Source organism: Acidocella sp., from assembly GCF_035535915.1.
In the GTDB taxonomy this organism is placed as follows: domain Bacteria; phylum Pseudomonadota; class Alphaproteobacteria; order Acetobacterales; family Acetobacteraceae; genus Acidocella.
This window is the reverse complement of the sequence record NZ_DATLPB010000068.1, coordinates 41397-60672: the sequence shown is the minus strand read 5'-3', so window position 1 is coordinate 60672 and position 19276 is coordinate 41397. Positions and strand designations below refer to the sequence as shown.

20 protein-coding genes and 2 pseudogenes are annotated in these 19276 nt (G+C 64.1%); 16 read left to right on the top strand and 6 right to left on the bottom strand.

The window, feature by feature from the left end:
• Positions 1-66 precede the first annotated feature (66 nt).
• From VNC39_RS08390 to VNC39_RS08365, 6 genes are all read left to right on the top strand, one after another.
• Positions 67-552, top strand: coding sequence for a flagellar basal body-associated FliL family protein (locus VNC39_RS08390; protein WP_325398095.1), 486 nt, complete (start codon positions 67-69; stop codon positions 550-552).
• 168 nt (positions 553-720) lie between these two features.
• Complete coding sequence (locus VNC39_RS08385; RefSeq protein ID WP_325398093.1) at positions 721-1050, top strand: FliO/MopB family protein; 330 nt, start codon at positions 721-723, stop codon at positions 1048-1050.
• Positions 1047-1805, top strand: a complete 759-nt coding sequence (gene fliP, locus VNC39_RS08380) for a flagellar type III secretion system pore protein FliP (RefSeq protein ID WP_325398091.1) — start codon at positions 1047-1049, stop codon at positions 1803-1805. Before VNC39_RS08385 ends, fliP begins: the two co-directional genes overlap by 4 nt.
• A gap of 185 nt (positions 1806-1990) precedes the next feature.
• Positions 1991-2266: a flagellar biosynthetic protein FliQ gene (locus VNC39_RS08375; RefSeq protein WP_325398089.1), complete on the top strand. Its 276-nt coding sequence runs from the start codon at positions 1991-1993 to the stop codon at positions 2264-2266.
• Complete coding sequence (locus tag VNC39_RS08370; RefSeq protein WP_325398087.1) at positions 2257-3024, top strand: flagellar biosynthetic protein FliR; 768 nt, start codon at positions 2257-2259, stop codon at positions 3022-3024. The genes VNC39_RS08375 and VNC39_RS08370 overlap by 10 nt, the downstream gene beginning before the upstream one ends.
• Positions 3017-4150: an EscU/YscU/HrcU family type III secretion system export apparatus switch protein gene (locus VNC39_RS08365; protein WP_325398085.1), complete on the top strand. Its 1134-nt coding sequence runs from the start codon at positions 3017-3019 to the stop codon at positions 4148-4150. The genes VNC39_RS08370 and VNC39_RS08365 overlap by 8 nt, the downstream gene beginning before the upstream one ends.
• A gap of 143 nt (positions 4151-4293) precedes the next feature.
• On the opposite strand, the pseudogene VNC39_RS17445 reads toward VNC39_RS08365, so the two are convergent.
• Positions 4294-5049: pseudogene (locus tag VNC39_RS17445) on the bottom strand (putative bifunctional diguanylate cyclase/phosphodiesterase); the annotation flags it as partial.
• Between the two features lie 81 nt (positions 5050-5130).
• Positions 5131-5802, bottom strand: a pseudogene (locus VNC39_RS17440) (diguanylate cyclase domain-containing protein); the annotation flags it as partial.
• An 809-nt stretch (positions 5803-6611) separates the two neighbouring features.
• Between VNC39_RS17440 and ltnD the strand changes: the two are divergent.
• From ltnD to VNC39_RS08345, 3 genes are all read left to right on the top strand, one after another.
• Complete coding sequence (gene ltnD / locus VNC39_RS08355) at positions 6612-7523, top strand: L-threonate dehydrogenase (protein WP_325398081.1); 912 nt, start codon at positions 6612-6614, stop codon at positions 7521-7523.
• A 34-nt stretch (positions 7524-7557) separates the two neighbouring features.
• Positions 7558-8301, top strand: coding sequence for an SDR family oxidoreductase (locus VNC39_RS08350; RefSeq protein WP_325398079.1), 744 nt, complete (start codon positions 7558-7560; stop codon positions 8299-8301).
• Positions 8302-8629: 328 nt separating this feature from the next.
• On the top strand, positions 8630-9133 hold the full coding sequence (locus VNC39_RS08345) for an Hsp20/alpha crystallin family protein (protein WP_325398077.1): 504 nt from the start codon (positions 8630-8632) through the stop codon (positions 9131-9133).
• 86 nt (positions 9134-9219) lie between these two features.
• Here the strand turns inward: VNC39_RS08345 and VNC39_RS08340 are convergent, their stop codons facing one another.
• Positions 9220-9720 (bottom strand): DUF4142 domain-containing protein, encoded by a 501-nt coding sequence (locus VNC39_RS08340; protein ID WP_325398075.1) that lies wholly within the window; start codon positions 9718-9720, stop codon positions 9220-9222.
• A 264-nt stretch (positions 9721-9984) separates the two neighbouring features.
• Here VNC39_RS08340 and VNC39_RS08335 point away from each other — a divergent pair, with 264 nt between their 5' ends.
• From VNC39_RS08335 to VNC39_RS08320, 4 genes are all read left to right on the top strand, one after another.
• Positions 9985-11520, top strand: a complete 1536-nt coding sequence (locus VNC39_RS08335; protein WP_325398073.1) for a PAS domain-containing sensor histidine kinase — start codon at positions 9985-9987, stop codon at positions 11518-11520.
• Positions 11513-12130 (top strand): response regulator FixJ, encoded by a 618-nt coding sequence (gene fixJ / locus VNC39_RS08330; protein WP_325398071.1) that lies wholly within the window; start codon positions 11513-11515, stop codon positions 12128-12130. The genes VNC39_RS08335 and fixJ overlap by 8 nt, the downstream gene beginning before the upstream one ends.
• A 209-nt stretch (positions 12131-12339) precedes the next feature.
• Positions 12340-12765: a response regulator gene (locus tag VNC39_RS08325; protein ID WP_325398069.1), complete on the top strand. Its 426-nt coding sequence runs from the start codon at positions 12340-12342 to the stop codon at positions 12763-12765.
• A gap of 92 nt (positions 12766-12857) precedes the next feature.
• Positions 12858-13547: a helix-turn-helix domain-containing protein gene (locus VNC39_RS08320; protein WP_325398067.1), complete on the top strand. Its 690-nt coding sequence runs from the start codon at positions 12858-12860 to the stop codon at positions 13545-13547.
• 287 nt (positions 13548-13834) lie between these two features.
• On the opposite strand, the gene VNC39_RS08315 is transcribed toward VNC39_RS08320, so the two are convergent.
• Positions 13835-14023, bottom strand: a complete 189-nt coding sequence (locus tag VNC39_RS08315) for a hypothetical protein (RefSeq protein ID WP_325398065.1) — start codon at positions 14021-14023, stop codon at positions 13835-13837.
• Between VNC39_RS08315 and VNC39_RS08310 the strand changes: the two genes are divergently transcribed.
• From VNC39_RS08310 to VNC39_RS08300, 3 genes are all read left to right on the top strand, one after another.
• Positions 14010-14447 carry a hypothetical protein gene (locus VNC39_RS08310; protein ID WP_325398063.1) on the top strand — a complete coding sequence of 146 codons (438 nt, stop codon included), beginning with the start codon at positions 14010-14012 and terminating at the stop codon, positions 14445-14447. The genes VNC39_RS08315 and VNC39_RS08310 overlap by 14 nt on opposite strands.
• 143 nt (positions 14448-14590) lie before the next feature.
• Positions 14591-15436 (top strand): oxidoreductase, encoded by an 846-nt coding sequence (locus VNC39_RS08305; RefSeq protein WP_325398061.1) that lies wholly within the window; start codon positions 14591-14593, stop codon positions 15434-15436.
• Between the two features lie 225 nt (positions 15437-15661).
• The gene (locus VNC39_RS08300; RefSeq protein WP_325398059.1) at positions 15662-16972 is read left to right on the top strand and encodes an Hsp70 family protein; all 1311 of its coding nucleotides are present in this window, start codon (positions 15662-15664) and stop codon (positions 16970-16972) included.
• Positions 16973-17074: 102 nt separating this feature from the next.
• Here VNC39_RS08300 and VNC39_RS08295 read toward each other — a convergent pair whose 3' ends face one another.
• Positions 17075-18145 (bottom strand): AbrB family transcriptional regulator, encoded by a 1071-nt coding sequence (locus tag VNC39_RS08295; protein WP_325398057.1) that lies wholly within the window; start codon positions 18143-18145, stop codon positions 17075-17077.
• 113 nt (positions 18146-18258) lie between these two features.
• Positions 18259-19179 carry a 2-dehydropantoate 2-reductase gene (gene panE / locus VNC39_RS08290; RefSeq protein ID WP_325398055.1) on the bottom strand — a complete coding sequence of 307 codons (921 nt, stop codon included), beginning with the start codon at positions 19177-19179 and terminating at the stop codon, positions 18259-18261.
• Positions 19180-19276: the final 97 nt, after the last annotated feature.

Here is a 19276-nt window from a genome sequence, read left to right as displayed (position 1 = left end):
CCAATCGAACCGCGGCGCGATTCGATTGGGCCTATCGCTCTTGCCTCCCGATGAAGGACACGCCTGATGAATAAGTTAGTGACGGCCGGCATCATCGTCGTCGCCCTCGCCGCCGGCGCCGGCGCCATGTTCGGGGTGATGCATTTCATGCAGATGAACAGCGCCGCCCATGCACACGACGTTGCCATGAAACCCAAGGACGGTGCGCATCCCAAGCCGATCCTTTTTGCCGACCTTTCGGATATCGTGGTCAGCATTCCGGCGCAGGCCGGCGCGCCGGCCACCTCCTACGTCCAGATCGGCCTGCAATTCTCGACCCATGACGAACAGGCCGTGACGAACTTCACCACGTTGCAGCCGATCATCAAAGCGCAGGTCATCAATCTGCTGATGAGCGAGACCAGCGCATCGCTGCAGAATCCGGTCACCCGCACCGCGCTGATCCAGAACTGCCTGATCGTCGCCAACAGCGTCCTGGCCCAGAATGGGGGCAATAGCGGTGCCAAGCCGTTCGACGCGGCTTACATTACCAACCTCGTCGTGCAGGACTGAGCAGATGAGGCTCGTCTTATCGACACGCATTGCGAGGCGGCGCCTGGAGCATTCACCCATGGCGATGAATGCCCGGGCTCCATTGGCAAGCGCGCCATTTTACGCATTCAGCTGGAACCTGCCGCTTCCATTTGAATGCGTATTGCTCTAGCCCGTTCGCTCTGAATCATGTCCAGTACGTTCGGCGCCTCGGCGATCCTTTCCACCCTCGCGCCGTTGGCCATCATTCTCGGCGCGCTGGTGGTCGTGGCCTATGTGGCCCGGCGTTTCCGCAATGGCAGCTGGGGCCCGCGCGCCGGAGCAGGCGCCATCACCATTGTGGCGACCCGGCCGGTCGGCCCGGGCGCGGCGCTGATGATCGTCGAAGCCGACGGCCAGCGCTTCCTGGTCAGCTCCGGCCGCCAGGGCATCACCCCGATCGGCGCGCTGCATGGCGCCCCGGCGCCGGCCTTCGCCGACGCGCTTGAAACCGCCAAACTCCCAGCCCCCGACGCATGAAAATCCTGCTCGCCGCGGTTCTGGCCCTGGCGGCCGTTTTGTTCACCGCCGGCCTCGCCCAGGCGGCGCCGGTCGACGGGCTGACGCTGCTCAGCGCCACCCCGGCGCAAGGCGGTTCGGCCTACTCCCTGAACCTGCAAACACTGCTGATCATCACCGGCCTCGCCTTCCTTCCGGGGATCGTGCTGCTGATGACCGCGTTCACCCGCATCATCATCGTGCTCTCGGTGCTGCGCCAGGCGCTCGGCCTCACCACCACGCCGCCGAACATGATTCTCGCGGCGCTGGCGTTGGCGCTGACCGTGTTCGTGATGCGCGGCGTGCTGCAGCAGGAGCAGGATAACGCCCTGCAGCCTTATCTTAACGGCCAGATCACCTTTGAAACCGCGGTGCAGCGCGCCGAACCGCCGATCCAGAACTTCATGCTGTCGCAGACGCGCAAGGACGCGCTGCATCTGTTCGTCGATCTCAGCGGCGGCCATTACGCCACGGCGCAGGATGTTCCCCTCACCGTGCTGGTGCCGGCCTTCGCCACTTCGGAGCTGGAAACCGCCTTCCAGATCAGCTTCCTGATCTACGTGCCCTTCGTGCTCGTCGATCTCGCGGTCGCCTCCGTGCTGATGTCGCTCGGCATGATCATGGTATCGCCGACGCTGATCTCGCTGCCGATCAAGCTGCTGCTGTTCGTCTCCATCCATGGCTGGTCGCTGGTGCTCGGCTCGCTCGCGAACAGTTTCCTCGCGCCCGGCTCGTGATGCGAGCCAAGCCAAAGCGGCCGCTTTTGGAAAAAAGCGGCGCAAAAACTTCTGGTATGCCGGGCCCTGGGCGTTGTCCCCGTCACAGCCCATGGCCCAGCATGACAAAGTTTTTTTGCTACTTTTTGTTCACAAAAAGTAGCCTTTACCTTAACTTTCCCGCGCAGCTCTAGGTCGCGCGCGCCATGCCGTTTTACATCCAGCTCCTGCATCAGGCCCTCACGGAAGAACTCATCGCCGTCGTGCCGATTATCGCGCTGCTGCTGGCTGTGGGCCTGCTGACGGCAATCGTGCAGGCCGCTTTGCAAATCGAAGAGCCCGGGTTCAGCCTGCTGCCGAAAATCCTCATCATGACCTTCCTGCCGCTGCTTGGCGGCATCAGCGCCTTGCATCTCATCGAAATGCTGGCGACGTCATGGATCAGCCATGCCGGCGAATTCGTGCATCGCTCATGGTCCTGACCGAAGCGCAAATCCTGGCCTGGTTGGGGCATTTTCTCTGGCCGTTCCTGCGGATCACCGGCCTGTTTCTCACCGAGCCGCTCTACGGGTCGAGCTCGATCCCGGCCCCCGTCAAGGCGGTGATCGCCGCCGCCTATGCCGCCGCCCTGGCGGCGTGGCTGCCCGATCTGCCGCCTTTCCCCAGCGATCCCATCAGCGCGGTCTTCGCTGGGTTGATCCAGATCGCCTACGGCTCGGCGATCGGTCTCGTCATGCAGATCATCGTCAGCATTGTCGCCAGCGCCGGCGAACTGACGAGCCTGTCGATCGGGCTCGGCTTCGCCGACCTCGCATTCCCCGGTTCCAACGAGTCCACGCCGGTTGTCTATAATCTGATGTTCTGGGCCGGGCTGATGGCCTATATCGCCGCGGGCGGCCCGATTTTCGTGTTCGCCGCGATCGCCCATTCTTTCCAGGCCGGCATTGGCACCGGCGGGCTGACCGCCTGGACCCAGCTCACCCTGCTCGGCGAAACGGCGATCACGTCCGCCGTATGGCTGGCCATGCCAGTGCTGGCGGTTACGTTCACCATCAATCTCACCGTCGGCCTCACCACGGTTTTCGCGCCGCAGATGAACCTGCTCACCATCGGGTTTCCGCTGCTGATCATTGTCGGGCTGTGGATGTTCACCGGCTCCATCGTCTTCCTCGACCAGGATTTCCACCATCTCATGGACCGCGCCATGCAGAGCGTGGCGGCGATGATGCCCCATGGCTGAGGGCGACGGCCAGGATAAACGCCACGCGCCAACCGAACGGCGGCTGCGCCAGGCCGCCGAAAAGGGCCAGGTGCAGCGCTCCGCGGACCTGCCAAAAGCGGCGGCGATCGTGATGTTCACCACGCTGGTCATCGGCGCCGCCGCCGGCCTGGGCTCGCGTTTCGAAGACATTATCGCCGAGAGCCTGTCCTTGGCGGCCAGCAGCAGCCTCGGCCCCGCCATGCAATGGGCCCGCGACGCCATCGCCTTGCTCGCCCCGCTGCTGTTGCTGGTCGGCGCGCTGAGCCTCGGCGCCAGCATGTTCTCAGGCGGCTGGATTTTCAGCATCGAGCCCTTGATGCCGAACCTGTCGAAACTGAATCCGGCGTCCGGCCTCGGCCAGATCTTTTCGCTCAGCCATTTCACGGAAACACTGAAGGCGATCGTCAAATTCCTCGTCATCGGTGGCGTCGGCGCCTCGATGATCTATCTGCGCGCGCCGGATTTCATGGCGCTGAGCGCCATGCACGGACCGAGCGGCGGCCTGCTGTTCGGGCTCTGCCTGCAGGTTCTGGGCGGCATCTGCGTCGCCATCACCGTCCTGGCCGCCGCGGATGTCGGGCTGCAATATTGGCTGCACCGCAACAAATTGCGCATGAGCGACGACGAAATCCGCAATGAGATGAAGGATACAGTCGGCAACCCGCACGTGAAGCGGCGCCAGCGCCAACTCGCGCGGCGCATGGCGCGCTCGCGGCAAATGAAGCGGGTGCCGGAAGCCTCCGTGGTGATCACCAACCCGACCCATTTCGCGGTGGCGATCCGCTACCGCCGCGGCTCGGACCGCTCGCCGCTGCTGCTGGCCAAAGGCATGGGGTTGATGGCGGAGGACATTATCCGCGTGGCGCGCGAGCATGGCGTGCCGATCGTCGAGGCGCCGCCTCTGGCCCGCGCCGTGTACCGCCATGTCGAACCCGACGAGCATGTGCCGGTGGCGCTGTACCGCGCCTGCGCCGAGGTGCTGGCCTATATCTGGCGGATGCAGCAATGGCGCCGCACCGGCGGCGCGCGGCCAAAGCCGCCCGATCCGCGCAACATGGTCATCGACCCGGAACATTATGTGCCGGAGCCGTTGGAGCTTGGGTGAAGAAAGCAGCCGCTTTTTGAAAAAAGCGGCGCAAAAACTTTTGCTATGCTGGGCTATGGGCGTTGTCGCCGACATCGCCCATGGCCCAGCATAACAAAGTTTTTTTGCTACTTTTTGTTCACAAAAAGTAGCGCTTCCTATTCCTAGATCAGCGCCTCGACCGGACGCTCCATGAACTGCCACATCGCGTCGAGAGGCAACGGCTTGGCAAAGAGATAGCCCTGCGCGTACTGGCAGCCGAGTTCGCGCAGATTGAGCGCCTGCGCTTCCGTCTCCACCCCCTCGGCGACGACCGTAATGTCCAGGCTGTCCGCCAGCGCGAGAATGGCGACGACGATTTTTTCGCCGCCGCCCGGGCCGCCGAGATTGGAAATGAACGAGCGGTCGATCTTCAGGATATCGATCGGGAAGCGGTGCAGATAGCTGAGCGAGGAATAGCCGGTGCCGAAATCATCGATCGCCAGGCGGAACCCCATGGCCTTCAGCTGCTTCAGCACGGCCAGCGCGCGGTCCGGATCGGCCATCGTCGAGCGTTCCGTGATCTCGATCGTGATGGCGCCGGCGTCAACGCCGGACAGCAGCACCAGCTCCTCGAGCGTCTCGGCGAGTTCGGGATGGCCGAACTGCACCGGCGAGAGATTGATGCTCATCGTTACCGCCGGCCGGTCGGGCGACGCCGCATGCCAGAGCTTGGCCGTCTCGCAGGCTTCCCGAAACACCCAGTTGCCGAGCGGGATGATCAGGCCGGTCTCTTCCGCGATCTCGATGAAGGCGCCCGGCGCCATGAGCCCTTCGGGCCGGCGCCAGCGCACCAGCGCCTCAGCGCCGCTGGCATTGCCGGTCCGCAGCGCCACGATCGGCTGATAATGCAGCTCGAATTCCTGCTTGCCGAGCGCCTCGCGCAAATGATTCTCGATGTGCAGCCGGGTCGCCACCTGGACCCGCATATCCGCCTCGAACGTCACCGCGCAGGCCTTGCCGTTGAACTTCGCGCGGTACATCGCAATGTCGGCGTCGCGCAGGATCGACTCGGTGTCGTCATAGCCGACCAGCGACGGCACGATGCCGATGCTGGCGCTGATGACCACCGATTCCGTGCCGAGCTGGAACGGCTTGGTCAGCGCCGTTTGCAGCCGCCCCGCAAAGGCCATGGCCGCGGCGCTGGAGATTTTCTCCGTCAGCAGCACGGTGAATTCGTCGCCCGACAAGCGGGCGATGGTGTCGGCGTGGCGCGACTCCTGGCCGGGCTGCAGCAACACGGCAGGGCGCTTGCGCACCATCTGATTCAGCCGCTTCGCCACCTCCTGCAGCAGCGCGTTGCCGGCCAGATGGCCGAGACTGTCATTGACGATCTTGAAACGGTCGAGATCGATGAACAGCACCGCGCAATCCTTGAGCGGATCCTGCTTGCTGAGGTCGAGCGCCACTTCCAGGCGCTCGAGAAACATTTTGCGGTTGGGCAGGCCGGTCAGGGAATCATGCGTCGCCTCGTGCTGGGCAATTTCCTTGGCCTGCGAGAGTTCCTTGGCCAGCCGCTCCTGTTCGGCCACCGTCTGGCGCAACGCGTTGGCGGACCGCTCCACCTCGTCCAGCAACTCATCCTTGGCATGCAACGCCTGCTCGAGCAGGTTGGCCTGTGCCGTGAGCAGCATGTTCACATCGATCAGCCCGCAGGAATCCGACCGCTGGACCAGCAAGGGCTCGAAACATTGCTCGCCCGAGCGCGCCATGGCCAGGCGCAGCGCGTGAGCGATGGTGGTGCTTTCATCCAGGATCAGCGGCTCGACATCGATGATTTTCATCAACTCGCCGACCGGCCGCTTCATGAACACTTCGCGACCGAACGGACGGCTGATCGCCGCGTTGAAATTCTTCCGCGACAGCACCCCGAACACGCGGTCCTGGGACAGGATGACGCAACCCGGCATCGCCGGATCGGCGAGAAAATATTGTTCGACATCGGAGGTGCGGGTCTGAATGTCGACCACCGCCTCCCACAGCTTCAGCGCGCCGATATGCGAGATGAGGTCTCCCGGCGCCGGATACGACACCGCGCCCTTGTGCGTCAGCGTCGCATCCGGCGTATCATTCATGGCTCGGCGCCTCTTCGGCGACGGTCCCCGTTATCCGGGCAGGCACCATCGTGCCGCGCAAGAAGGCGGCAGGCCCCAGCGGCGTTATCATCGTGTCTGTGGGCACGAAGGCGAAACAGCGAATGGCGAAGACTTTCACGGGTTCTGCGAAGGGGATGACAACGCCAAATTCATCTGCGGTTCATGATCCGTCAAGAGACATTTCGCGTATTTCGTATCGTCTCGTTCCGCTTCGTCCCGTACGTCGGCAATCGTGACACGTCGTTAGCCCGGCCGCGATCTGTGGCGTCATCCGGAAAAACCGGCTATCGCTGCGTTTGTCCGGATCAAACAAGGCGGCACAGATACGCCAATCAGGAGAGAAACGCATGCAAGCAGGCAATCCCGCATTGCCGGTCGCCCTCATCGGGCTGGGCTCCATGGGCTTCGGCATGGCATTGTCGTTACAAAAGGCCGGCCTCGCCGTCACCGGGTTCGACGTCGCCGCGGCCAGCCTGGCGCGCTTTGCGCAGGCGGGCGGCAAGGTCGCCGAGACCGCTTCCGAAGCGGCGCAAGGCGCTGAAATCGTCGTCTCCGTCGTCGTCAACGCCGCCCAGACGGAAGAGCTTCTGTTCGGCGCCGGCGGCGTGGCGCAGGCCATGTCGCCCACCGGCGTGTTCATCTCCGCCGCCACCATGTCGCCGGACCATGCCAGAAGCCTGGCGGCCCGGCTGCAGGCGACGGGGCGGCTCTATCTCGATGCGCCGATCAGCGGCGGCGCCGCGCGCGCGGCGGAGGGGCAGCTCACCATTCTCGCCGCCGGCGCGCCGGCGGCTTTCGCCAAGGCCCGCCCGGCGCTCACCGCGATGGCCGCGAAACTCTACGAGCTCGGCGACGAGCCCGGCACCGGCGCCGCCTTCAAAATGATCAACCAGCTGCTCGCCGGCGTGCACATCGCCGCCGCCAGCGAAGCGATGGCCTTCGCCGCGCGCCAGCAGCTCGATTTGCAAAAAGTCTACGAGGTCATCACCGCCTCGGCCGGCAATTCCTGGATGTTCGAGAACCGCATGCCGCATGTGCTGGCCGGCGATTACACCCCGCACAGCGCGGTGGAAATCTTCGTCAAGGATCTCGGCATCATCCAGGACATGGCGCGCAGCGCGCGTTTCCCCGTGCCGGTGGCGGCGAGCGCGCTGCAGATGTTCCTCGCCACCGCCGCCATCGGCCTGGGGCGGGACGACGATGCCTCGGTCGCCCGCCTCTACGCGCAGATCGGCGGCGCCACGCTGCCCCAGCCATAACGACGAAAAATAACGACGAAAAAAGGAAGAGAACATGTCCAACCGTCTCGTGGGTCGAAAGATTCTCATCACCGCCGCGGCCCAAGGCATCGGCCGCGCCTGCGCCGAAATGTTCGCGCGCGAGGGCGCGCAGGTGATCGCCACCGATATCGACGACGCCAAGCTCGCAGGCCTGGCCGGCTGCGAGGTTCGCCATCTCGACGTCACGAAACCGGCGGAAATCCAGGCCCTGGCGGCAAAACTCGGCACCATCGACGTGCTGCTCAACGCCGCCGGCTATGTGCATCACGGAACGGTTCTGGAATGCGAAGATTCCGCCTGGGATTTTTCCTTCAACCTCAATGTCACGGCGATGTTCCGCATGATCCGGACCTTTCTGCCCGGCATGCTGAGCCAGAAGCGCGGCTCGATTATCAACATCGCCTCCGTCGCCTCGAGCATCCGTGGCCTGCCCGCACGCTGCGCCTATGGCGCGAGCAAGGCGGCGGTGATCGGTCTCACCAAATCCGTGGCCGCCGATTACGTCGCCACCGGCATACGCTGTAACGCCATCTGCCCCGGCACGGTGGAAACCCCCTCATTGCAGCAGCGCATCGCGGCGCAGGTCACGGCCGGCCGCGATGAAACGGATGTGCGCGCCGCCTTCGTCGCCCGTCAGCCCTTGGGGCGGCTTGGCACCGCGGCCGAAATCGCCGCCCTCGCCACCTATCTGGCGAGCGACGAATCCACTTTCACAACCGGGGCGATTCACATCATCGATGGCGGCCTGACCAACTAGGCCTGTCTTGCGGCCACAAGGCCGCAAGATTCTTTTGACTTTGGGTCGTGCGGCTTTCGGCGCAGCCGACCCAAAGTAGCAAAGAGCCCGACGCAGCGATTTTAATTGGAAAAAAGCGGCCTATCCCCTATTTTTACGACGAAGGCCACGGAAAATAATATTCGTTGCCATCCGCGGCGTGATATGGGTTCGGAGCAAAACGCCCTGGCCCTGATGCCGCGCAACGCTCGCCGATATGATCGTCAAGCGCGCTCCGATACGCGCTTTCCCGAGTACCGCAACCTTCAGCTGCTCCCACGCCCTGGCGCCACCTGAAAGGAGTGAACCGATGGAACAACAAGATCCGCAACAGACCGCGTCGCCACCACCGGCCACACCCGATCTCTGGCGTTCATTTCGTGACGAATTCGACCGGTTGTTCGATCGCTTCACCATCGCGCCCTGGTCCTTTCCGATCTTGAGGCGCCATACCACCCCGCCCGGCAACTGGTCGGCCGCCGCGGCGCCTTTGGTGGATGTCGCGGAAGATGACCGCCAATATACGATCACCGCGGAACTGCCTGGCCTGACGGAAAAAGATGTCGGCGTCTCGATCGACGGCGCCAACCTGGTGATTCGCGGCGAAAAGCGGAGCGAAACCAAAACCGAAGGCAAGAACTACCATTTGGTCGAGCGCTCCTACGGCACGTTCGAACGCAGCTTCTTCCTCCCCGAAAATGTGGACCAGACGCAAATCAAGGCGGAGGTCGCCAAGGGTGTTCTCACGATTATTCTGCCCAAAACCGCGGCAGCAAAAGAGACGACCAAGAAGATCGAGGTCAAACCAGCCTGAAGCGAAACAAGGCGGCCATGGCACATATATTTTCCCGCGTGCGCGCTCGAGCCAGAACAACCAACCCGCGCAAATGCGGTGCCCCGTTACCCCGGGGTCACGGCAAGGGCTTGGCGCAGGCTGGCAAGGTTCTTCCGGACCACCGGAATTGCGTTCTGATAAAGCGCTCTGATGTCGGCGTCCGTACTCGTGCGGGCGGTATGACGAAATACCGCCAAAGCCCGTTCGTGGCTCGCGATCTGATCGTTCAAATAATTCACCGCGAAGTTGGGCATCGGGCGGTATGACAGAGCCACATACTGCGCCTCCAGAGCGGCATTCAGCGTGTTCGGCAAGGCAACATCATGCCGCGCCGCCAACCCTTCCAGAATCGGCCTATAATGTTGCGCATCCACGCAGATCTGCGCCGCGACGTTGCGCACCGCCGTCCCCGGATTTTGCCGCCGCACCAGCGTGCATTCGCGCAAGTCGAAAGCGATCAACTGATAAGACGCTGTCAGCGCCGCGAGATCTGTCGCGGAGAGCGATGAATCGTGCGGCGCCCGCGCCGTCGTCGAACACCCCGCCACAGCCAAAAACGCCAGCATTCGCCACATTTTCTTCATAAAGACATTACCATCTCGTTCTTGTCGCAAGCCCAACCATTACGGCACATGCCTGCAACCGGCGCCAGCCCGGCCAAACGCACACGCCTGGTTAGAACATCGTTGCGCTGAGCCGTCTCGACGGTAACATCGGGTCAGGCTCGGCGCAAAACCGGCATTCCGCCGGACGCTGAAAGCAGGTCGCCCCCGTTGCGGGACCGACCCGGCTTTGGCTATATTCCACCGGCACGCGGGGGGCAGGCCGCCATGACCAGCCAGGAGACCGAACCAATCTTTGACCCACACGATGAGGCGGTCAGCCGCCTGGCCGCGATCGTAACCGCCTCCGACGACGGCATCATTTCCAAATCGCTCGAAGGCATCATCATCGACTGGAACGCCGGGGCCGAACGCATTTTCGGCTACACGGCCGCCGAAGTGGCCGGCAGGCCGATCACCATCCTGCTGCCCTCCGACCGGCTCGATGAGGAGGACCTGCTTCTGGCGCGGCTGCAGCGCGGCGAGAAAATCGACCATTTCGAGACGCAGCGCCGCTGCAAGGACGGGCGGATCATCGACATCTCCGTCACCATTTCGCCGTTCAGGGATCGTTACGGCAAGCTCGCCGGCGCCACGAAAATCGTCCGCGACGTGACCGCGGCCAAGCGTGCCCAGCTCGAATTGCAAGAGCGCGAGGCGCATCTGCGCTCCGTGCTGGAGACCGTGCCCGACGCGATGATCATCATCGACCCCCAAGGCGTCATCCAGTCTTTCAGCCTCACCGCCGAACGGCTGTTCGGTTACGCGGCCGCCGAGGTGATCGGGCGGAATGTCAGCATGCTCATGCCGCCGCCCTATCGTGAGCAGCATGATTCCTATCTTTCTCGCTATCGCGCCACGGGCGAACGCCGGATCATCGGCATCGGCCGGGTGGTGGTAGGCCAGCGCCGCGATGGCACGACCTTTCCCATGGAATTGACGGTGGGCGAGGCCGGCAGCGCGCAACGGCAAATGTTCATCGGCTTCGTCCGCGACCTCACGGAGCGGCAGCAGACGCAGCAGCGCTTGCAGGAACTGCAAAGCGAGCTCATCCATATGTCCCGCTACACGGCGCTGGGGGAAATGGCCTCGACCCTGGCGCATGAGCTCAACCAGCCGCTTTCGGCGATCGCCAATTACCTCAATGGCGGGCGCCGGCTGCTGGAAACGACCCGCCCGGACATGCTGAAGCTGGCACGCGAAGCGATGGAGCGCGCCGGCGAACAGGCCTTGCGCGCCGGCCAGATCATCCGCCGCCTGCGCAATTTCGTCTCCCGCGGCGAGAGCGAGCAGGATTACCAGAACCTGCCGAAGCTCATCGAAGAGGCCAGCGCCCTGGCCTTGGTCGGCATCAAGGAGGCCGGCATGCGCGTGTCCTATGCGCTGGATCCGGCGGCCGTCACCGTGTACGTCGATAAGATCCAGGTGCAACAGGTGCTGCTCAACCTGATCCGCAACGCCGTAGAAGCGACCCAGGGGATGGAGCGCCGCGACCTGCTGATCCAAACGCGCGCCTGCGACGCCGGCATGGTCGAGGTCAGCGTGGCCGATACCGGCACCGGCATCAGCGAGAGCATCGCCGCGCAATTATTCCAGCCTTTCATCACCACCAAGACGCACGGCATGGGCTTGGGCCTGTCGATCTCGCGGACCATCATCGAGGCCCATGGCGGCCGGCTCTGGGCCGAGCCCAACCAAGGCGGCGGCACCGTGTTCAGCTTTACGCTGAATGCCGGTTCAGATGAGGACAATCCCCATGTCTGACGCCGTGATTCACCTGATCGATGACGATGACGGCGTGCGCCACTCGCTGATTTTCTCGCTCACCGCCGCCGGGCACGCGGTGCGCGCCTATGAATCCGCGCTGGTCTTTCTCGACTCCCTCGACAGCCTGCAGCCGGGCTGCATCGTCAGCGATATGCGCATGCCGGAAATGGACGGGCTGCAGCTGCGCCGCCGCCTGCGCGAATTGCGTGTTTCCTTGCCCATGATCATCATGACCGGCCACGCCGATATCCGCATGGCCGTGGAGGCGATGAAGGCCGGGGTTGCGGACTTCATCGAAAAGCCCTTCGACGACGAGGCCTTGCTGGCCGCGATCCGCGAGGCCCTCGCGGAATCCGAGGCGACCGCGCAGCGCGATCGCGGCACGCAAATGGCGCGCATCCGGCTGGAAACGCTCTCCCCCCGCGAGCGCGAGGTCTTGCAGGGCCTGGTCGCCGGCCTGCCGAACAAGAGCATTGCCAACGATCTGAAACTCAGCCCCCGGACCGTGGAAGTGCATCGCGCCAATGTCATGACGAAAATGGGCGCGAGCAGCCTCTCGGAGCTGGTCCGCATGGCGTTGGCCACGGGCATCCTTTCTGCAAGCTAGGCGAAGAAAGCTGCCGCTTTTTTTGAAAAAAACCGGCGCCATAAACTTTTGTTGGCGCTGGGCCGGGGGCGCTTAAGCCAGCACGGCCCAAGCCGACAAAAGGCGCCTTCCCGTCTCTCTCCGCCCTGGCGCCGCAGCTTGCGGCAAATCAAATCGACCATCCCGGAAACCACTTATAACAGTTCATCGTATCGCAAAATCACGGCGGCATGGTGGACCATAACAAAGTGGATGACGGGCAAAATCTCGTTCTGATCCTGGACCTTGACCTCGCCGTGCGCGAATCCCTGAAATTCGCGCTCGAACAGAGCGAGATCCGGGTGCGCACCTTCAGCACCGTCACCGGCCTGCTTCAGGATTCCAGCCTGACGGAAGCCGGCTGCCTGGTCCTGGGCCATCGCCCACCCGCGGTGAACTGCTTCCACGTCATGTCCGGCCTCAGGGCGCGCGGACATTCGCTGCCGGTTGTGGTCATGACCGACTATGCCAGCGAGACGTTCCGCCACCGCGCCGCCAAAGCGCACGTGCATCGCGTCATCGAGAATCCGGCGCTCGACGGGTCGCTGTTCGACAGCATCCGGGACGCACTCCGCCCGTCCGGCGACCGCGCCGCCGGCAGGCCCGCGCATTCATGACCGGGCTACGTAGAATCCCTTAGCAACGAACCGAATATCGCGCGCTCTCAACCCTTCGTAGGGTACGACATCGCATGAATCAGGAGTGCCCGATGTCGACATTGTCCGCCCCCTCCTTCAGCCCGTCATCCGCCCTTCTGGCCGCCCAGTTTCTGCAGGACGACCGGCAGAGTTTCTGGGACCAGCAGCCCGGTCTCGCCGGCACCTTGATCAGCGTCGCGCAGGATCAGGGGATTTATAGCGAGGGCGACCAGGCAACCCTGTTCTATAAAGTGGTCTCCGGTGTGGTGCGCACCTGCAAATTCCTCGGTGACGGCCGCCGGCAGGTCGATGCCTTCTATCTCGCCGGTGAGGTGTTCGGCATCGAACCCGGCGAGGCACATCGGCTCGCCGCCGAGGCTGCCGCCGACTGCACGCTGGTCGCCTATCGCCGCCGCTCCCTGGACAGCTTGAGCGACGGCAACGAAGCCGTGGCCCGGCATCTGTTCCAGTTCGCGCTGCAAAACGCGGCGCGCGCGCAGGACCATGCGCTGCTGCTCGGCCACCGCAGCGCCCTGGAAAAACTTGCCTGCTTCCTGCTGCACTGGGCCAGCCGCTCCACCCAGCAAGCCACCGTCACCTTGGCCGTGTCACGCCAGGACATCGCCGATTTTCTTGGCCTGACGATCGAAACCGTGTCGCGCACGCTCTCGAAACTTGAAAAAGACGGCGTCATAAAAATGCCCGCCGCGCGCCGCGTCGATTTGCGCAACCTCGGCGCATTGCGCGCCCTTACCATCTAATTTTGCATTGCCCCGGTGCGCCCGCGGGCGCACCGAATCGAAAATTTCCAGAAGCAGCAACCATTCTTGGAAAATCCAAGATAAAATCGGCAGATCGGCTTGTATGAAGCCGCGCGCGATCAACATTGATGAGGCCGGAAAATTTCTTTAGGTCCTCTTCTCATGCTGTTTGCTTGCCGGATCGCAGTCCAAACTTCCATGGAGCATGTCGCCGCCTCATCCGGCGGGCGGGGTGGCGCGCCGTGTCGCCCTGCAACTGCACCTGTCGCATTCGCGGCGCATTTCTGTTAACGATTTATTTGCAAATTGGAGATTTCCGCCATGGCGCGAGCAACAACACCAACCCGCAACAAGAAAGCCGCCACGAAGGCGCGTAGCACCGGCCGTTCAACCGCAACGCGCCGCGCGGCCCCGACCCGCACCGCCGCCGCGAAAAAAACCAAAGCTGTTACGAAGGCAACGGTGAAGAGCACCACCAAGACCCCGGCCAAGACCACCCGCGCCACCGCGCGCCGCGCCGCGCCGCCCAAGCCGAGCAAAGCGACCACCGCGCGCAAGGCGCCGGTGAAGGCCGCCGCTTCGTCCGCGAAGGGACTGCGCGCTGATCTCGAAAAGCTCGAGCTCACCAACAAGGGGCTGCGCGCGAAGCAGCGTGAGGCAACCAAGGCGCTGAAATTCGCCGAAGGCCGCATCGCGGAGCTGGAAACGCAGCTTGCCGATCTGGAGATGCAGCTGGCCAGCGCCGCCAAGCCGAAGCGCACCAGCGCACCGAAGCGCAAGAGCGCCGAGATCAAGCCCGCCACGCCGCCGGCACCCGAGGCGGCGAAAGACTCCGTTCGGTTCGATGACGAAACCGAACTGGCCGACCAGTCTCAGGACCTCGACCACGAGGAGTTCTGAGCTTCGCGTCCTGCCCCTGACATTCGCAGGCAGATGCCAGGGACACGGGACTTCCAGGTTTGCAACACCAGAAACGTTTCAGGCCGCTTCGTCCCGGCGCGGCCTGGCATACGATTTATGTGCGTGTCTTTCAGGAGGGATTCATGGCTGAACAACACAAACCGGTTTGGTTCATCACCGGTTGCTCGACCGGCTTCGGCCGCGAGCTCGCCCGGGAATTGCTGCGCCGCGGCAAACGCGTGGTCGTCACGGCCCGCGACAAATCCAAGGTCGAAGACCTCGCCACGGACAGCGCCAACAGCCTGGCGCTGGCGCTCGACGTCACCGATCCCGCGCAGGTGCGCGCGGCGGTGCAGGCGGCGGAGCGGAAATTCGGCGCCATCGACGTGCTGGTGAACAATGCCGGCTACGGCTACCTCGCCGCCATCGAGGAAGGCGAGGACGCGGAAATCCGCGCCATGTTCGAAGTGAATGTCTTCGGCCTGGCCGATACCATCCGCGCCGTGCTGCCCGGCATGCGCCGCGCCGGACGGGGCCACATCGTCAACATCACCTCGGTCGGCGGGCTCGTCGGCAATGCCGCCAGCGGCTATTACGCGGCGACCAAGTTTGCCGTGGAAGGGCTCTCCGAGGGCCTGGCCAAGGAAGTCGCCCCGCTCGGCATCAAGGTGCTGGCGGTGGAGCCCGGCCCGTTCCGCACCGACTGGGCCGGCCGGTCACTGAAACAGACGGCGAACATCATCGACGCCTACGACGCCACCGCCGGGGCCCGCCGCCGGCAGATCTCCGGCTATAGCGGCCAGCAGCCGGGCGACCCGGTCCGCGCCGCCCAGGCGATCATCGACGCCGTGGAAGCGCCGAACCCGCCCGGCCACCTGGTGCTGGGCAAGCCCGGCCTCGCCATGGTGCGGCAGAAGCTGGACACGCTGCAGGGGGAAATCGCGGCCTGGGAAAAGACCACGCTCGGCGCGGATTATCCGGAAGGTTGAGGCTGACGGAAGAAAGCGCTATTTTTGTGAACAAAAAGTAGCAAAAAAACTTTGTTATGCTGGGTCAGTGGCGTTGTCGGCGACACAACCTCAGGCCCAGCACAAACAAAAGTTTTTGCGCCGCTTTTTTCAAAAAGCGGCTTCTTTCTTTTGCTTGCCTGCCCTGACTTGCATCCCCGCCGGGACTGCGCTTGAAGCCTTTTCCGCTTTCGGGAAGGGGTTTTCATGACCAGCATCGTCGGCATCGATTTCGGCACGACCAACAGCGTCGTGAGCCGGCTGACCCCGGACGGCACCGTGCACAGCCAGCGTTTCCGCCTCGGCAGCGCGGATTTCGATGTCTTCCGCACGGTGCTCTGCTTCGCCACGGACACGCGGCAAGGCCGGTCCCTGCTGCACCACCAGGCCGGCCCGGTGGCGATCGAGGCCTATCTCGATGACCCGACCGACAGCCGCCTCATCATGTCGATGAAGACCTATCTGGCGCAGCGCAGCTTCGCCCAGACGCGCATTTTCGGCCGGATTTTTTCGCTCGAGGAGATGATCGCGGTGTTTCTCCGCACCCTGCTCGAAGCCGCCGGGCTGCGCGGCGCGGACCTCCATATCGTGGCCGGGCGGCCGGTGCGCTTTGCCGGGGATTTTGCCGACGATGAATTCGGCGAGGCCAGGCTGCGCGCCGCCTTCGCCGCCGCCGGCTGCCCTTCGGTCGATGTCGCCTTCGAGCCGCAAGCCGCCGGCTACCGCTTCATCCGCACCCTGGAACGCCCCGCCACCGTGCTGGTCGGCGATTTCGGCGGCGGCACCAGCGATTTTTCCATCATCCGCTTCATCCCCGGGGCGGCGCAGCCGCTTGCCTCGCTCGCCCATGGCGGCGTCGGCATCGCCGGCGACAGTTTCGACTACCGGATCATCGACAATGCCGTCTCGCCGCGCCTTGGCAAAGGCGGTGTCTACAAGATCATGGGCAAGGAACTGCCGGTGCCGGTGGACTATTTCAACAGTTTCGCGCGCTGGCACCGGCTCTCGCTGATGCGCACGCCGAAGATCCTCCGCGACATCGAAGAGGTGGCGCGCGCCAGCGACGACCCCTCGCCGCTGCTCAACCTGGTCAGCCTGATCCAGGACGAACTCGGCTACCAGCTCTACCAGACGGTCAGCGCGGTCAAAGCCGAATTGTCGCGCGTGCCGGAAGCCAGGTTGCGTTTCGTGCATGACGATTTCACCATCGACCGCACGATCGCGCGGGACGAATTCGAGGGCTGGGTCGCGCCGGAGCTCAGGCGCCTGGGCGAGAGCGTGGACACAACCCTGGCGCAGGCGGGCCTCACGGCGGCGCAGATCGACCGCGTGTTCCTCACCGGCGGCACCTCCTTCGTCCCCGCCGTCCGCGCTCTGTTCAGCCAGCGCTTCGGCGCGGAAAAACTCTCCGCCGGCGGGGAGTTCGTCTCGGTGGCCGAGGGGCTGGCTTTGATCGGAGGGGACAGACAGACAGAAAGCGCTTCTTTTTGTGAACAAAAAGAAGCAAAAAAACTTTGATTTATGCTGGGCCATGGGCGTTGGCGCTGACACAGCCTCGGGCCCAGCATAACAAAAGTTTTTTGCGCCGCTTTTTTTCAAAAAAGCGGCTTCTTTCTTCCTTTACGCCTGCGGCGCGTACCGGCGCAGGCTGTTGGAGACGAAGCGGGCGAGTGGCGGGCCGGCGAACACCACGATGAGGAAGCGCGCCGTCTGCATCGCCATCACGAACGGCACGTTCACCCCGGGCGACGACGCGGCGATGATCGCGACGGAATCCACGCCGCCCGGGCTCATCGCCAGGTAAGCGGTTACCGGATTCACATGCATGGTTTTCACCATCACCACGGCCAACCCGCCGCACAGCCCGATCAGGACCAGGATCGAGGCCGCGACGCGGGAGAAGGCTTTTGCCGCATGCATGAGGATCTGCCGGGTGAAGCGCAGCCCGATGCTCCAGCCGACCAGCGCGTAGCTGGCCGCGAGCAGCCAGGGCGGCAATTCGATCGTCATCGTCCCTGAACCGTTCAGCAGGGCGCCGAGAAACAGCGGCACCAGCAGCGCCCCCGCGGGAAGGCGCCATTTGCGGTAGACGAGCACGCCGAGCGCGGCGAGCGCCAAGGTCGCCGCAAACGGTCCGGGCAGAAGCTTCGGAAACCAGTCTTGCGCCGCCGCCGTGCCGATGTTGCCGGTATACAGGCGCGCGACAAGGGTGGCGACCACGGCCACGAACACCACGCGCAGATACTGCATGAAGGCGACCAACCTGATATCCGCGCCGAACGCCTCCGACATCAGCACCATCGCACTGGCGCCCCCCGGAGACGAACCCCAGATCGCGGTACTGGCGGGAAGCACGCGCAGCCGCGCCAGCAGCCAGCCGAGCGCATTGCTGACGATGATCACCGCCACCACCGCGCCGACAAAAACCGCCCAGTCGGCCATCATGTCCCGCACGATCGAAGCGGTGATGGTGCGCGCGATCATGCAGCCAACGATCGCCTGGCCGCAGGTGAAGAGCAGTTGGGGAATGCGCATACCGGTTTGCAGCACCGCGCAGACGATCGCGGCCACCATCGGCCCCAGCAGCAACGAGGCCGGCAAATGCAGCTGCGCTAACAGCAGCTCTACGGCCACGGAAAGGATCAGAAGTGCCGCGGCCTGAACGGCGATGGGAAATTGGGCAAGGGTCACGACCCTATCATGGAAGCCCCTTGCCGCGGCGGCAAGAGGTTCATGCGCCGGCCTTGCTGCTATCTTAGATAGAAAATACCTGCCATGCGGGCCATGGGCCCTTCCTGTGCCTGCTACGCCTTCAGCCGGTTCTGGTACACGCAAAGCTGTGCATAGGCGGCGGCGAGCAGCGGCGTGTCGATGCCGGCGCGCTCGCCGCGGGAGAGCAGATCGCCGAGGATCTGGTCGGCTTCCACCGCCGCCCCCTGGATCAGATCACGATACATCGAGGCGGTGGAAGCCGCGCCCTTCTGGGTCATCATCGCCCGCACAGTTTCCAGCAGGGCGGGGCGCGGCGGCTGCCCCACGGCCTGCACCACGCGGCTCACCTCGTCCACGAAACGCAGCGCGAAGGCAGACCCGCCATGCGCCGCTTCGATCTCGCCGATGGTCCCGCGCATCAGGCAGGTGATCCCGGCGAGGCTCGCCAGCATCGTCCATTTCTCCCACATATCGAGCTCGATATTCATGCTCAGCCGGGCATCGAACCCAGCGCCCTGCAGCACCGCGTCCAGCGCCCGGATCCGGGTGGTGGCCGCGCCGTCCAGCTCGCCATAGACAAGGTCCTGGATCTTGCCCATCTGCACGATCCGGCCCTGCGCATCGAGCGTGGCGTGCACCCGGCATAAACCGCCCAGCACCGCCGGCCGCCCGAACCGCTCGATCAGTTCATCGATATGGCGCATGCCGTTGAGCACCGGCAGGATCATCGTCTCGGGTCCCACCGCTTTGGTCATATCCTCCATCGCCGCCCCCAGCGTGTAGGCTTTGACCGACAGCAGCACGAGGTCATAGGCGCCATCCAGCGCGTCGGCGGTCACCAGCTGCGGCGTCACGGTGGCATCGCCTTGCGAGCTGACGATCTGGAGCCCCTCCGCGCGCAATCTCGCGGCCCGGGCGGGGCGCACCAGGAACGTGACGGCGCGCCCAGCCTGCGCCAGCCGCCCGCCGAAATAGCCGCCCGTCGATCCCGCACCGACCACCAGAATGCGCATTCACCCTCTCCTTGCCCGTTTGCGTCCGTATCTAACATACCGTTTGCCTGCGTGGCACCGGCCGGCCTGTTCGCCATGCCGGGTCCAGGCCCGCGAG